The sequence below is a fragment of the Pacificibacter sp. AS14 genome, assembly GCF_038899935.1.
Taxonomy (GTDB): domain Bacteria; phylum Pseudomonadota; class Alphaproteobacteria; order Rhodobacterales; family Rhodobacteraceae; genus Celeribacter.
This window is the reverse complement of record NZ_JBBMQI010000015.1, coordinates 47158-60614: the sequence shown is the minus strand read 5'-3', so window position 1 is coordinate 60614 and position 13457 is coordinate 47158. Positions and strand designations below refer to the sequence as shown.

Annotated in this window: 15 protein-coding genes and 1 pseudogene; 7 read left to right on the top strand and 9 right to left on the bottom strand. The window is 53.0% G+C overall.

Annotation, left to right across the window (positions count from 1 at the left end; all coding sequences use genetic code 11):
- Positions 1-6: 6 nt before the first annotated feature.
- The 7 genes from WNY38_RS13735 to WNY38_RS13705 all read right to left on the bottom strand — a co-directional run bounded on the left by WNY38_RS13735 (position 7) and on the right by WNY38_RS13705 (position 5559).
- Positions 7-648, bottom strand: coding sequence for a HupE/UreJ family protein (locus WNY38_RS13735; protein ID WP_342857922.1), 642 nt, complete (start codon positions 646-648; stop codon positions 7-9).
- Positions 649-676: 28 nt separating this feature from the next.
- Positions 677-1174, bottom strand: coding sequence for a DUF6644 family protein (locus WNY38_RS13730; protein ID WP_342857921.1), 498 nt, complete (start codon positions 1172-1174; stop codon positions 677-679).
- Positions 1175-1186: 12 nt separating this feature from the next.
- On the bottom strand, positions 1187-1645 hold the full coding sequence (locus WNY38_RS13725; RefSeq protein WP_342857919.1) for a hypothetical protein: 459 nt from the start codon (positions 1643-1645) through the stop codon (positions 1187-1189).
- Between the two features lie 116 nt (positions 1646-1761).
- The gene (locus WNY38_RS13720; protein WP_342857917.1) at positions 1762-2895 is read right to left on the bottom strand and encodes a DUF6152 family protein; all 1134 of its coding nucleotides are present in this window, start codon (positions 2893-2895) and stop codon (positions 1762-1764) included.
- A gap of 452 nt (positions 2896-3347) precedes the next feature.
- Positions 3348-4061 carry an aspartate/glutamate racemase family protein gene (locus tag WNY38_RS13715; protein WP_342857916.1) on the bottom strand — a complete coding sequence of 238 codons (714 nt, stop codon included), beginning with the start codon at positions 4059-4061 and terminating at the stop codon, positions 3348-3350.
- Entirely contained in the window at positions 4058-4840 is a 783-nt protein-coding gene (locus tag WNY38_RS13710; protein ID WP_342857915.1) for an SDR family oxidoreductase, read from the bottom strand. The genes WNY38_RS13715 and WNY38_RS13710 overlap by 4 nt, the downstream gene beginning before the upstream one ends.
- Positions 4841-4890: 50 nt before the next feature.
- Positions 4891-5559, bottom strand: coding sequence for a GntR family transcriptional regulator (locus WNY38_RS13705; RefSeq protein ID WP_342857914.1), 669 nt, complete (start codon positions 5557-5559; stop codon positions 4891-4893).
- Between the two features lie 240 nt (positions 5560-5799).
- On the opposite strand from WNY38_RS13705, the gene WNY38_RS13700 reads away from it, so the two are divergent.
- Genes WNY38_RS13700 through WNY38_RS13690 form a run of 3 tightly spaced genes read left to right on the top strand, consistent with a single transcriptional unit; the run spans position 5800 to position 8798 of the window.
- Positions 5800-6762 carry a tripartite tricarboxylate transporter substrate binding protein gene (locus WNY38_RS13700; protein WP_342857913.1) on the top strand — a complete coding sequence of 321 codons (963 nt, stop codon included), beginning with the start codon at positions 5800-5802 and terminating at the stop codon, positions 6760-6762.
- On the top strand, positions 6740-7288 hold the full coding sequence (locus WNY38_RS13695) for a tripartite tricarboxylate transporter TctB family protein (protein ID WP_342857912.1): 549 nt from the start codon (positions 6740-6742) through the stop codon (positions 7286-7288). The genes WNY38_RS13700 and WNY38_RS13695 overlap by 23 nt, the downstream gene beginning before the upstream one ends.
- Positions 7289-7316: 28 nt before the next feature.
- Positions 7317-8798, top strand: coding sequence for a tripartite tricarboxylate transporter permease (locus WNY38_RS13690; protein ID WP_342857911.1), 1482 nt, complete (start codon positions 7317-7319; stop codon positions 8796-8798).
- A gap of 20 nt (positions 8799-8818) precedes the next feature.
- Here the strand turns inward: WNY38_RS13690 and WNY38_RS13685 are convergent, their stop codons facing one another.
- Positions 8819-8977, bottom strand: coding sequence for a hypothetical protein (locus tag WNY38_RS13685; RefSeq protein ID WP_342857910.1), 159 nt, complete (start codon positions 8975-8977; stop codon positions 8819-8821).
- A 241-nt stretch (positions 8978-9218) separates the two neighbouring features.
- Between WNY38_RS13685 and WNY38_RS13680 the strand changes: the two are divergent.
- Positions 9219-9378, top strand: a pseudogene (locus WNY38_RS13680) (IS21 family transposase); the annotation flags it as partial.
- 365 nt (positions 9379-9743) lie between these two features.
- On the opposite strand, the gene WNY38_RS13675 reads toward WNY38_RS13680, so the two are convergent.
- Positions 9744-9917: a hypothetical protein gene (locus WNY38_RS13675; RefSeq protein WP_342857909.1), complete on the bottom strand. Its 174-nt coding sequence runs from the start codon at positions 9915-9917 to the stop codon at positions 9744-9746.
- Between the two features lie 392 nt (positions 9918-10309).
- On the opposite strand from WNY38_RS13675, the gene WNY38_RS13670 reads away from it, so the two are divergent.
- The 3 genes from WNY38_RS13670 (at position 10310) to WNY38_RS13660 (ending at position 13457) form a co-directional block, all read left to right on the top strand.
- Positions 10310-11080, top strand: coding sequence for a class I SAM-dependent methyltransferase (locus WNY38_RS13670; protein WP_342857908.1), 771 nt, complete (start codon positions 10310-10312; stop codon positions 11078-11080).
- A 25-nt stretch (positions 11081-11105) separates the two neighbouring features.
- Positions 11106-11795, top strand: coding sequence for a GNAT family N-acetyltransferase (locus WNY38_RS13665; RefSeq protein ID WP_342857907.1), 690 nt, complete (start codon positions 11106-11108; stop codon positions 11793-11795).
- Positions 11796-12047: 252 nt separating this feature from the next.
- Positions 12048-13457: a HAMP domain-containing sensor histidine kinase gene (locus WNY38_RS13660; RefSeq protein WP_342857906.1), complete on the top strand. Its 1410-nt coding sequence runs from the start codon at positions 12048-12050 to the stop codon at positions 13455-13457.

Genomic DNA, 13457 nt, shown 5'->3' with positions numbered 1-13457 from the left:
TCTCCGTTATGACGTGAAATATCCAACCGCTTGCAGGCCGAACATGACCAGCCCTGCGGTGAACAACAGGATGTTTGCGTTTGTCGAAAGGGATGGAAAATTGGGCCGCGTGCGCAAGCTGGCCAAGGCCGCGAACAAGACGGTCAGCGCGATCACCTGTCCCAGTTCAACCCCAAGGTTGAAAGCCAGCATATTTGCGATCAACCCGTCTGTGGACAGCGCAAGATCCTGTAGCTTGCTCGATAACCCAAACCCATGCGCCAACCCAAACCCGAAGACAGCAATCTTGGGATTAAAAAGCCGGATGAAATGCAGGTTTTCCAGCGCTTTATAGCAAACAGACAGGCCAATGATGGCGTCGATGACATAAGGGTTCACGTTGATGCCGGACAGAACGCCCGCAAGTAATGTGATCGAGTGACCCAGCGCAAACAGGCTGACAAATGTCACCACATCCCGCAGCTTGCCTAGAAAAAAGATCACGCCAACCAGATACAGCAGATGGTCATATCCGGTGACCATATGTTTGGCCCCCAGATAGATAAAAGGGCCAAGGTTGATGCCAGCCGCGCCGGCGAGAAACCCCTGATCTTGTGCCGCAACGCCATGGGCGTGAGCTTGCAAGACCATACAAAGGCCAACAAGCATTACCCACAGCGCCAGACTTGTGCGGTTTTTACAGGTCCTCAACATAAGGAATAAACCGCCCCAGAATGATAACGCAGGCCCAAAGCATCAGTGACAGCCATGCAACCACCTTTGCGTCCTTCGTCAGGTTTTGGGAGGCCAACCCATGATCCATCTGCGGTTTGATCCGACGCACAAAATACGCAGTGTTCAGCCCTGCGAGGACAATCAAACCCATCTTGGTCCAAAACGCATAGTTCACGAGGTAACGATCAGAATCCCCGATCACGAACAAGGTCCCAGATATCAAGTTGATCGCAAATCCGATCAGCGCAAAGCGCACGAACAGGTCGACACGGGCAATCGGCAGGGCTTTGGCAAAACCTAACACACGTAAATCCACCACAATCAACGACCCGAACAACAGGCACAACCCGATGAAATGCACCATTTCCAAAAATGGAAATAGATAAGCATTGGTCATGATGAACCCGCTCAGCGCCGTAGAATTCAGAGTATCAATGACCCAGTTGAGCAACGTATTCATATCATGTTCCCCTTAGGACCAGTAACCGATGAGGCGGCCAAAAATGATCGCGACAATCCATGTGACCATTGCGATTGCGGCCAGCTTGCGATGTGCGGACGAGACTTCATCCGTGCGCTTAACGCAGATTTGAACCAACCGCCATGTGAGAGCCAAGCCGACAAAAACCAGCACGATTTTGATACGAAAGGCCCAGTTGAAAAACAGCTCTGACGCGTTGCCGCAAAACAGCGCGCTGCCCGACAGCAAGTTCAAAATGAACCCACCAAGAGCGACGCGCCAGTAAGGTGCCATCGATGTCACGGGAATGGACGGCGCAAAGCCTAAAACGCGGATCGTTAGCATCAAGGCCACGCCGACAAGCGTCGCCATGCCGATCGCATGAAGAGAGAGAACAATGGGATAGCCCCATTGGGTGCTGGAGACGGTCAAACCGACGAATGAATCCTCCAACCAGAATAGCATTTCCATGTCATGTCTTTCTGTCAGGAATATGGTTCCGCTTTATCGGCAGGGTCTGACAACGGCTAAATTTAACCTGTTGATGAGTGAGAAGCGTTGGGGCCGCGATTGTGCGGCCCCATAGATTACTCCGCAGACTCTGAGCGTTCTTCGGTCAGATCATCACAGGCATAAGCTTCATAGGCATCGCTGGTGAGGGTGACATCGTCGGACCCTGTAATGGGGGCTTCAAGATAGATAGGGTCTTCAAACGTATAGTTGCGCGTCAAAACGGTGCCGTCATCATTCAGCGTAAACGTTTCGGTCACGACCAATTCAAGGCTGTTTTTCACTGGGGATGGAGGACCTCCAGCGCCTTCAGGGCGCGCAGGTCGATCTGCTGCAGTATCGTCGTTCCCCTCAGGGCGGGCACCGGGGCCTTCGCCTTCGCCCATCGGCGCGTTGATCCACCCCTCATCAAATCCGGTCGTGGTCACGATCAAAGTGTCATCATCCCATTCACCTGTTGAAAATCCTGCACGATTGGGGACGTAATCGTCAGGCATGTCCACGTCACCAAGATAAATAGTGCGCTCAAGGTCCATGAAGCCGTAGGTCATCATGATCTGATCATCGCCTTGCTCGATGGTGTTGACCATCTGATCAAACCACCAATCCATCACGATGTTCGTCGCCGCGCACTGGTAGCGCGGGTTGTCGTCAGAGGTGGCGCCCTCAATGGCAGCGGCACCGGCTTCGGTCAGCTCGACTGCGGAACGGCCACCCCCACCGGGAGGCGCACCAGCTTCACGTTCCATCGCCCAGTTGCCGTCGATGTTTGGTGTGCCGTCGTCACGCTCTGTTTGGCGCTGTTCGGCCTCAATCGCGCCGCTGTCATCAAATGTGCTGTGACGCGTGGCCACAACACCGTTTTCAAAGGTGACTTGGCTCATGTAACAGGTGGTTGGGTCTGTGCGATCTGGTGATCCGATGATGGAAATTGTGCTGCCAATCTCGAACATATCCGTGGTCCAGCCGTTGCGCTTCAATAGCGAGCCTGACTGCAATTCGCACCGCAGGTTCACGACCTCTCCGTTCTCGTCAGTTGAATCAAAATAAACATAAGCATGTGGGTTCACCAGACGGATGCGTGTGATTTCACCCGAAAGCTCAACCGTTGTGCTTGTGTCAAACTGGCCACTGCTGCCGTGGTGCGCAAATGCTGATAAAGGTGATGCCATGAGCGCCGCTGCCATGCCGATACTACGTAAAGGGATCATATTGCTTGGTCCTTTGTGATCTGCGTGGTTGGCGTGACGCGCAACCTTCAAACACAATACGGTAACCAAGCCAGATTCCGTCGCTCAGAAGCAGCTATTTTCTCTGATTAACAGATTCACTGCCGTAATCACATTTTTCGCAACGTCTGGCGGTTGCCGGCAGCGCTTGTTTATCACGATAGGAAAGCGGCCACTCGTCAGTGGGCAGCCGAAGTCTGCTTCGTTCGCAAAGCAGACCTCAGCGCATGACGCAGCGAATGTCTGCACTCCGTCCCTTGTGTTGATCGACGCGAGCGGCCCCGAGCGGATCTTAACGCAGTGGGCGCAGGCAATGGCAGTTTTGAGCCGAGCTGTATATGTCGCTACCGATTGCGCGGTTTGGCAGCAAAACATGGAATTAAACGACCAAAGGAATAAGTCTTAGGTCAGACCCCCTTCTTAGGCTGGACCCCTTATTGGGGGGCAGCCTGTAGACAGTTCAGCCCCGCTTTAAGTGTTGCCGCGGCACTATCGACGATAGGGATGCCGAGATCTTCAGACAGACGTTCAGCCACCGAAGCGCCAGCCAGATTGGTGCACATGATGAAAATCATATCCGGCCGGAACGCTGCCACACTGCGCACAGCCCCATCGATTGCTTCAGGGATAATATCCGCAAAATCATGGCTGAGCGCGCCACCAAAATGCGAACTTGCCACACATTCGATCCCTAAGCTTTTGTAGTTTTCTATGACTTTAAGATGAACATCGTTCGTATAAGGCGTCACCAAACCGAGTTTGAGACCTGCGCTTGCCTGAATTTGCGCATTCATTGCAAAGACACAGCTTGTTGTGGGTATTCCTGTTTCTGCTTGGACGGCTTCGACAAAGGCTTCGTCATGCGCTGTGCCCAACCAGCTGGCCGATGTGCCGCCCCAGACAATCGCATCGACTTTAGCATCCGCCAGCAACACAGCTGCATCAACGTGACGGCGCAATTCAAACTGCGCTTGCGAGCTGCCCCCGAGGGCGACATCGATGACGCCGAGGCGGGAAAAATGTGCCGACACCCCAGTGCCGGCTAACATTCGTGCCGCAAGGGGTTCGACGACAGTATTGGACGATGGCAATAAAATACCAAGCCGCTTGCCGACGAGACCGCTTCGCTGTGATGAGGACTGGGTCATATGATGGATCGGCGTGAGGCGATGCCCCCATCAACAGTGAAGATCGCGCCTGTGGTATAGCCTGACCGGAAGGAGGCCAAGAAAACAATCAGGTCCGAGATTTCATGTTTATGGGCTGGGCGCGACAATGGATATGTCTTTTCAAGCTCAGAGTACTGATTTGCGTCACCCAATTCACTTGCGGCACGTTTCTTGAGCATGTTGTAAATTCGGCTGGTATCAACGGGTCCAGGATTGACCCCGACGACGCGGATGTTGTCGTCAAGACTATGACCACCAAGGGCGCGCGTGAACGCCATCAGACTCGCATTTCCGGTCGTACCCGCGATGTATTTGGGGTCAAACACTTCGCCACCATTGCCGATATTATTCACAATAACGCCGCCGCCAGCTTGCTTCATCTTGGCATAGAACAGGCGACACAGGTTGATGTAGCCAAAGACCTTGAGCTCCCAACCTTGTCGCCAAGCAGCCTCGTCAACTTCAAATAAACTTCCGCTTGGAACAACGCCTGCGTTGTTCACCAGAATATCGACGTCACCCACGGCGTCTGAGAGTTTTTCTGCGGCCCCAGCTTCGGTCAAATCGATAGGGTGCAATGTAACAGTGACATCGCTTACCGCCTGAATGCGGTCTTTTAATGCGGACAGTTTGTCAGTGCTGCGCGCTGTGAGGTGGAGATGCACGCCTTCTTGTGCGAAAGTTTCGGCAAGATGCTCGCCGATGCCCATTGAGGCCCCCGTGATCAGGGCGACCTTTCCTTGAAGCTTTAGATCCATGTTAACTCCTGATGTTCATGTGTGAGACAGTTGTATGGTGGTTGTGGTGGTTAAAGACGTAGGTTTCGGGCCAGGGCCATAACATCGCCCCCAAGCACAGCAACGTGGTCGCGCATGGCTTGCACTGTTGCGGCTTCGTCGCGGTTGCGAATGGCCTCAGCAATATTGGCATGCTCTGCCACGGCTTCTTGCTGACGGCCGGGATTAAAGGTGATGAAACGGCGATAGGGGGACAGCCGCCGGTCAAGCAAAACGATCTGATCTTCCAGAACGTGATTGCCAGCCGCAGACCAAATGGTGCGGTGAAATTGCGTGTTGGCCTCAAAATAACTTTCCGCCGTACCGTTGCGCGCTTCCACTTCGCAAAGTTCGTGATATTCGATCAACCGAGCGATCTCTTCATCTGTCGCGCGCAAACAACACAGACGGGCGGCGGCGGCTTCCATTTCGGCGACAACCTCGAACAGCTCCATCACCTCTGACATCGTTGGCTTGGTCACGGTCGCCCCGTAGCGTGGCAAAAAGCGGACAAGCCCCACGGTCGCCAAAGTGCGCAAAGCCTCACGCACGGGCGTACGCGATGCACTAAAGCGCGCGGCAAGCACTTCTTCTTCCAGCTTTTCACCGGGCTTGAGACGGCCCTCGACGATATCTTGTTCAATCTGCATCGTCAGAGTTTCCGTCAAAGTAAGATTGCTGCGTGTTTTGAGCTTATCCATCTTAGTCCGCCTATTTTTTGATCATTTTCTCAGTCAAGCGCGCGTTGTGACCTGCAATACGTGCCGTTTGTATGATTCAATGTATACACAGAGCTTTTTTCATGTCCACACTGATTAATACAAGTTCACATAAGAATGAATGAAGTGCCTTACAATCAACCATTTCACTTCAGGCTTGGTGCTTTTACAGACCTCTCACGGGGTCCTGACATCAAAACGATATCCAACAGGAGACAAAGAATGACAAAGAAAATTCTCATCGCGGCAATTGCCGCCCTTTGCACGGCCACGGCGGCCTCTGCAGACGGTTTTCCAGAAAAACCAATCACATGGGTTGTAAACTGGCCCGCTGGCGGCGGTCAGGACACCACAAGCCGCTTGGTGGCAGAAGCTCTGAGTGAAGAGCTTGGCGTCCCTGTCGCTGTTGAAAACTATGATGGCGCGGGCGGTCTTGCCGGCATGCGCATCTTGGCTGACGCTGACCCAGACGGATACACCATCGGGATGCTCGGATCTTCCACTGTGATCCAACAATACACCACCGACGCTCCTGTGATGATGGACCAACTGTCAGTGATTTCCTTCTTTGGCCCAGATCCCGGCGCGCTCACTGTGGGCGCTAAAAGCGACTATGATAGTCTTGCGACATATGTTGCTATGGCCAAAGAAGCCCCCGCGAGCGTGATCAACGGCAACGACCCTCCCGGTGGTGCGTCTTACATCTCTGCTGCGATCATGGAATCGTCCCTCGGGCTCAAGTTGAACAAAGTGCCATACAAAGGTTACGCGCCAACTGTGACCGCTCTTTTGGGTGGTGAGGTACAAAGCGCCACAGTGCCGCTGCCCCAAGTGCTTGACCATGTTGCCAGCGGTGATCTGCGCGTTCTAGGTGTGATGGCTGCGGATCGTCACTTCCTCGCGCCAGACATTCCAACCTTCGCAGAGCAAGGCTTTGACGTTACTGCCGGTGATTTCCGCGCAGTGGTTGGCCCAGCTGGCATCCCTGAAGAGCAGCTTCAAGTTCTCTCAGACGCTATGGTGGCTGTTTTGTCTTCCCCTGAGTTCGTGTCCAAAGCAAATGCTGCGGGATACATGATCGAGCCATTGGGCGCAGAACAGGCCGCAGCACGCATCGAGACTTTCGACACACAAGTCTACCCCGTGCTTGAAGCCGCTGGTCTTGTCACAAATCCTCGTGGCTGATTTGAACACACAAACACCTGCCCACGGCGAGATCACACGTGATCTTGTCGTGGGTGGGGCGTCTATCGGCCTCGCGATTGTCGGGGCCGTGGCGCATATCACCCAAGGGGGGCGCCTGCATGATGATTTCGGCGCCGAACCTGGCCCTGCTTTGCTGCCCGAATTGCTCCTGACCGCTTTGCTTGTGGTGGGGGGACTTTTGGTCTTGCGCGGGTTTCTGGCGAAACGCTCAGAACGCACGGAACACGCTGCGCAACCCGTGGCGACGGCACTGGCACATCCCGACCCTAGTGAGGCGGATATGCCTGCGCGTGCTTTGTCGGTGTTGCTGACAACAATCGTGTTTGCTCTTTTGCAAACCGTTTTTGGTTTTGGCGTGACCGCCGTGCTTCTTGGCGCGACGCTATGCGCAGCATTGGGATGGAGTGAGCAACGCGCGCTCCTGCGCTCGGCCTTTGAGGGCGGCGCAATTGCTGGGATCTTATATTTGACGTTTCGGTATCTGCTTTCGGTTCCGTTGACCTAAATTCTGACTTTAATACCAAGGATACCACATGCTGGATGTGTTTTTTTCGACGTTAACGGACCCTGTCGCGCTTGGCCTATGCCTTGCGGGGGTCACTGCAGGCCTGCTCTTCGGGGCCGTGCCCGGTGTAAGCTCAACGATGGCGCTGGCTGTGATGCTCCCGTTAACTTATGGAATGAGCCCTGAAAATGCGATGATGCTCATGCTTGGCGTGTTCTTTTCTAGCGTTTACGCTGGATCAGTTTCCGCGATTTTGCTGAATATTCCGGGCACGCCTGGGGCGATGATGACATTGCTCGACGGCCACCCTATGGCGCGCAACGGGCAAGCAGGCTATGCCATGACATATGCCCTGGTCGCGTCCATTGTGGGCGGTATATTTGGTTGGTTTTTTCTAACCACGACAGCCCCATTCATCGCCCAATATGCCCTCAAATTTGGCAGTCCTGAATATGCAGCCGTTGTATTCTTCGGTCTCATTTTAGTCGCTTACGCTGCATCTGGCGACATTCTACGCGGAATCGTCGCGGGCATTATCGGTTTAATGATTGGTGCGATCGGCCGCGATGTTGTGACGGATGTGCCCCGATTTACCTTTGGCATGCCGTCGTTGGAAAGCGGGATCGATATCATCCCCCTCGCAATTGGTTTGTTTGGGATCAGCGAAGCCCTATCATCGATCGAGAAAACACCCTCTAAGCTTCAAGTGGCGACGGCGCCTTTGGGACGCTTGATGCCACCTTGGCGGGACATTCTGCGCGAACTGCCCGCAATGTTGCGCGCTTCAACAGTTGGAGCACTTGTCGGGGCAATCCCTGCGGCGGGCTCTGCTGTGGCCGTTGCTGTGGCCTATTCCTTTGAAAAACGCCTGTCTTCAACGCCTGAAAAATTTGGCACAGGTTTGGCGCGCGGCGTTGTCGCCCCCGAGGCGTCAAACAACGCCTGCGTAGGCGGGGCCCTGATTCCGATGATGACGCTTGGCATCCCTGGAGACAGCATCACGGCCGTCTTGATAGGGGTCTTGTTGCTGCACGGCCTACGCCCAGGACCCGGCTTGTTTGACAGCCAGCCAGAGTTTGTGTCGACAATTTACGTGGCTCTGCTTTTTGCCATCGTCCTGACGGCACTCATTGCCGGAACCTTAGGTATTCGCGTCTATAACCGTGTCTTGCAGCTTCCACGGCGGATGCTGTTCACGGGCGTGATCCTACTGTGCCTGCTGGGGGCTTTTGCTGTGCGAAATTCCTTTTTTGACGTCTGGGTCGCCATTTTGTCGGGTGGTCTTGGCTATGGTTTTACCAAGCTGGGCATTCCTGTTTTACCTTTGGCCTTCGGGGCCGTTTTGGGGCCTATCCTTGAAGAGAACCTGCGCAGAACATTGATGATCTATAAAGATTGGACCATCTTTTTTGAGCGCCCGATTAGCTTGGCCCTCATTACGATCGCTCTGCTGGTTCTTTTGGGGCCCTTACTTGTGCGGGCTGTTCAATTTGTACGCGCGCGCAGATAGGTGATCCGTATCGACCATCCTCAAGTCCCGCGCTTCAGTAACTCTGCGCGAAATTGTAGTTCATGCGTATTTTCGATGACAGCTTTCAACATCTCTTTGATCTGCGATGGAGAGGTTTGTCTTGTGACGATGTCGAAGGTGCCAAGCATGTCCAAAATAGGTTGGGTAATCTCGAACATCAGATCTGTTTCAAAAGTCTTTCGGCGTAACGTTGTTTAAAGACTGATCTTTCAGGATGGCAAGGGCATTGGTTGTAGGCGCTGGTCCTATTGCTCTTGCCGCGGCTGATGTATCGCACGCATTGACGGGGCAGAGGTTACGGCGGCTGATGTATCGCCCGAAAAGCTTGCTATGTGTGAAACACGCTTTGGCCTCAAGACACTCTTGATTGGTGACGCCACGCTTGGTGACCACGCATTTGGCTATCGCCGTTCAGAAGCACCGCGACGACCGGCGCTTGATGGCTATGTTGGCGTTATCGATGAGATACTGCACACCGACATAGCCCTCATCAAAAAAACAACGTCACACGTCGAAGCGCATCTTTGAGCGCCTGCGCGACGAACACGGATACGCTGGCAGCTTGGTCAACCACGACAGGGCGGAGATGCGGTTCTCGCGCATCAGATTGGGCAAGTTGGGTTTTCTGTCTTTACGGTCAATGACGCGATGCACGTTGACCCGAGCGAGCGGCCATGGCTGGTTTATGATCCCGTTGTGGCGCATCTACCTCAGACCAAGTGGACCAAAGGCCTCGCTCATACCCACATCCGTATCTCAGTACGGCGCTTTTTCGCCTGCTCGTTCAGATAAATGGCGCGACACAAGCCCAATGTTCAGCGACATTCGTGGCTTTATTTCAGTCCCATAGCTCATCTCTTTTGTTGCAGTGAATGTTATCAGCCGTGACACGCCCATCCCCAGCTGAAACCGCTTGAAACAATTTTAGACATCCATCGTCTTAGAGATAACCTCAAGCGCGGTTATTGCAGTCGGCGCGTTGTTATCATTGTCATACGTTGCGATTCCGAGGAAATGCGCAACGAGATCTAACACCGCCGAATCGTCATCTTCCGCGAACGACACAGTCGAATCATTAAAGGTTACCAATACTCTCATCACAACTCCAAGTTTTCGGTCTATATTTCACTCGTTTTTGCCTAAAATTGAGGCCGCACTTTGGCGGCTCAGTGAAATCTTCTATCAAAATCCGACGCTTTTGCCTTTTTCGCGACACATTTTTTTTCAACAGCGACCGCTAGCTCTAGCGAGGCGAGTAGGCTGCTCTGCTTGGTTCAGACGGGCCGACACCCCACCGCCTGCGATCCGGATTGCAACTTTAGATTGTGCTTTGACATCGATGATCCGCCACGTATAAGATTGGAAACAATCATATGAAATTATCATCATTGTCGCCAAAATGACTTGCAATGCTAGATTTGCGGCGTCACGTTCTATCTAACAAACATGTCATGTAGCAGGTCATCCCCGACCAAATTCTGGAGTCCCCTATGCCGTCACAAGCTGGTGCTGAGATGTCATCCCCCCGAAACAACTATAACTCTAAAGCCGTCAATCGACTGATGTGTGCCGATTGGAGCGCCTATTCAGCGTCCTATGACCTGCTGTCCGAGCACAACCCTGAATACCAGGCACTTCTGCAGGATTTCGAAGCCTTTTTGGCCACAATAGAGGCACCGCAGGTGATCTATGACATCGGCGGCGGTACAGGGAACTACACCGAAATCGCGGCCCGCGCCTACCCCGATAGCGAGATACGCTTTGTAGAACCCGACACGAACATGAACAGATCGGCACAGTCCAAACTGGCCGCCTACGGAAATATCAACTACGATAACCGCGCGCTTGAAGACATTGACGCCACGGGCTCAGCAGATCTCGTCATCTGCGTCCACGCACTATATGCAATGCCCGCGCCAGAACAACGGCTTGCCGACCTACGTAGGTTGCTTCGTCCGGGTGGACTTCTCTACCTCATCGATATCGGTCGCTACATGAATGTGCCCGATTGGCGCAGCTATCTGTTCTCAAGCCTGAAAAAAGAACTCGGGCTGGTCGGGGCACTCCGGGTCTTTTGGCAAGGTCGCGAAATCGCCAAGCAAAATAAGAGCATCCTAAAGGCTCAGAAAAAAGGCGTCTACTGGACACACACCGAAGCAGAGTTCGCATCGCTTGTCGCCCAAAATGGGTTTGAAATCATGAGACAACAATCCGTTTACCGCGACCACAGCGACCTTCTTGTGTGTCGTGCAATATCGTAGTCACGCAAAGACGACAGGACCGACTATGGAACATCAAGCTATAGAGGCGCTGAAGCGCTCTCGCTATAAAATTCTGACCAAAAGTCAGGACCTCGAAAAGGTGTATCGTCTGCGCTACAAAGGCTATCTCGCCGAACAAGCGATCGACGAAAACGAGCGCGGCATCATGACTGACTCTTATGACGAGACCGCGAACTGCGTTCACGTCGCGGTTGAAATGGATGGGGAAATTATGGCGGCGATGCGGCTGCATGTGATATCCAAGACTTCACCCTCGTCGCCCTCGCTGGAAGTGTTCCCCGAAATTTTGGACTATCTCAAGCCTGGAGAAACGGCCCTTGATCCGACCCGATTTGTGATCAACCCCGCAGCCCGCAAACAGCGTGTGCCATTGCACTTTTTGGTCATGCGAATCCCATTTCTTGCCACGATGTCCTACAATATCGATTTGGCCCTTGCCGCGGTGCGTGTTGAGCATACCCCATTCTACCGTCGCTACCTTGGCTATGATTTGGCGATTGGCCCCCGTAGCTACCCGTGGCTTAAAAAACCGCTCCAGCTTTTGACCTCTAACGTTTGGGAACGGCGCGACGCGGTTCTGGCACGCACACCAATTTTCGGTCCGATCAACGGTATCCCACATTCTAACATTGCGTTTCCGGACCTCTCGAGAAATTATGTTGCGTTAAAGAATGGTCGTTCCAAGGTCGCCTGATAGCGTCAGCGCGCAAACATTCAGCATACCACTCCATGGTCCATGCAGTCCACGTCCAACGCGTTTTGCGGCATGGACCATGGAGTGCTGTGTTTCTCTTGCAACTTTGCCTTAAATTGGAACGGAAAAATTCACGTTTGACCTTGCAAATGGACGATTTTCGACACATTTCAACTACAACGTGAATCCGACACATTTCAACCACATTTCAACTTTAACGTGCATCCGATACGTGTCAGTTATAGCGTGAAATTGCGCAAAGCGCTGGGGGCAAAGCTGGGGGCAAAGATGCAGGGACTAAGCACATTTAGGGCGACCCAGAATAACTGGTTTAGTTCCGACGGTCGTGAACAAAACATCAAGGATTACGCAAGCCTTCTCAGCGAGCTTGTTTGGAAGCGACAGACGAGCTTTCTGGCGGCGGCCGTACTGGCAGCGTTTTACTTCGACGCTGTCTCAGTCTTCGCGACCTATGCGCTCGTAGCCCTCACCGAATTTCTTGATGTAGACCTTGGGCGAAAATCAAAATCTTGGGATGGTCAAGACCCGGTCGTTGGCCGAAAAATTTTCAAACGCATCGTCATCAATACAATCATAAGCGCGCTGGCGATCAGTGTTTTCATTGTGAACATGGCGCTACAACAGTCATCAACGGGGCATTTCACGCCACTCTTTTTCTTATTCTCGGCATCCGTCTTCGCAGCAATGTACAATAGCCAACTTATAGGTATCCTACTTTTGCGGCTCACATTTTACGGCTTTGCGTTTCTCTTCATCGCGGTTTTCGACTTGGTGCGTTATGCACCTCCGCTCAAGTCTCAAATCTGGTTGGAGTTTTTCACGATCATCTTCGTGCTTTACTTCATTGTCGATATTTCGATCAAGTTCTCCCTCCGCCATAAAGAGCGGCTTGAGCAGATGAAACAGATCAAAGAAGAAAGCGAGCGCGCGAAGGCCGCTTTGGAAGTCAAAGCACAGTTCTTGGCCACGGTTAGTCATGAATTGCGCACGCCACTGACATCGATCATTGGAGCGCTCGAACTCGTCAAGAATGACACACTGACATCGCTTCCCGAGTCTCTTAAACCCATCATAAACATCGCTGCTCGAAACGGGAAACGCCTCGCCGCCCTGATCGAAGACCTTCTTTGCATGCAAAAAATCGAATCCAACGAGATGGAGTTCGATTTTGTCTCCATCGATGCGAATGACCTCTTATGCGAAACCGTGGACTCTACCTCAGGGGTTGCAAGCAAGCTCGGCATCCATGTCACAATAGAGCCCTGCGCAGAGGCGTGTTCGATCATAGGCGACCGCGACCGCCTGGTCCAAGTTTTGACGAACCTTTTGTCTAATGCCTTGAAGTTCTCCTCCTACGGCAACACCGTCAAAGCGCGCGTAGAGGCACTCGGCACTCGCATTCGCATTTCTATCCATGACGAAGGGTTGGGTATTCCGGCAGGCTCAAAGGACCGCGTGTTTGGCAAGTTCAGCCAAGTGGATTCCTCTGATGTGCGCAGGATCGGCGGTACTGGACTTGGCCTCTACATTAGCAAACAGATCGTCGAGCGCCACAACGCCATCATCGATTACGTCAGCGAACTCGGCGTCGGCTCAACCTTCTATGTGGAATTTGATCGTGGAACAGACAGCCATAATTAG

Coding starts and splice junctions, on each gene's coding strand:
- WNY38_RS13735 (WP_342857922.1), bottom strand. CDS start 648: ATGCTTGTTGGCCTTTGTATGGTCTTGCAAGCTCACGCCCATGGCGTT.
- WNY38_RS13730 (WP_342857921.1), bottom strand. CDS start 1,174: ATGAATACGTTGCTCAACTGGGTCATTGATACTCTGAATTCTACGGCG.
- WNY38_RS13725 (WP_342857919.1), bottom strand. CDS start 1,645: ATGGAAATGCTATTCTGGTTGGAGGATTCATTCGTCGGTTTGACCGTC.
- WNY38_RS13720 (WP_342857917.1), bottom strand. CDS start 2,895: ATGATCCCTTTACGTAGTATCGGCATGGCAGCGGCGCTCATGGCATCA.
- WNY38_RS13715 (WP_342857916.1), bottom strand. CDS start 4,061: ATGACCCAGTCCTCATCACAGCGAAGCGGTCTCGTCGGCAAGCGGCTT.
- WNY38_RS13710 (WP_342857915.1), bottom strand. CDS start 4,840: ATGGATCTAAAGCTTCAAGGAAAGGTCGCCCTGATCACGGGGGCCTCA.
- WNY38_RS13705 (WP_342857914.1), bottom strand. CDS start 5,559: ATGGATAAGCTCAAAACACGCAGCAATCTTACTTTGACGGAAACTCTG.
- WNY38_RS13700 (WP_342857913.1), top strand. CDS start 5,800: ATGACAAAGAAAATTCTCATCGCGGCAATTGCCGCCCTTTGCACGGCC.
- WNY38_RS13690 (WP_342857911.1), top strand. CDS start 7,317: ATGCTGGATGTGTTTTTTTCGACGTTAACGGACCCTGTCGCGCTTGGC.
- WNY38_RS13685 (WP_342857910.1), bottom strand. CDS start 8,977: ATGTTCGAGATTACCCAACCTATTTTGGACATGCTTGGCACCTTCGAC.
- WNY38_RS13675 (WP_342857909.1), bottom strand. CDS start 9,917: ATGAGAGTATTGGTAACCTTTAATGATTCGACTGTGTCGTTCGCGGAA.
- WNY38_RS13670 (WP_342857908.1), top strand. CDS start 10,310: ATGCCGTCACAAGCTGGTGCTGAGATGTCATCCCCCCGAAACAACTAT.
- WNY38_RS13665 (WP_342857907.1), top strand. CDS start 11,106: ATGGAACATCAAGCTATAGAGGCGCTGAAGCGCTCTCGCTATAAAATT.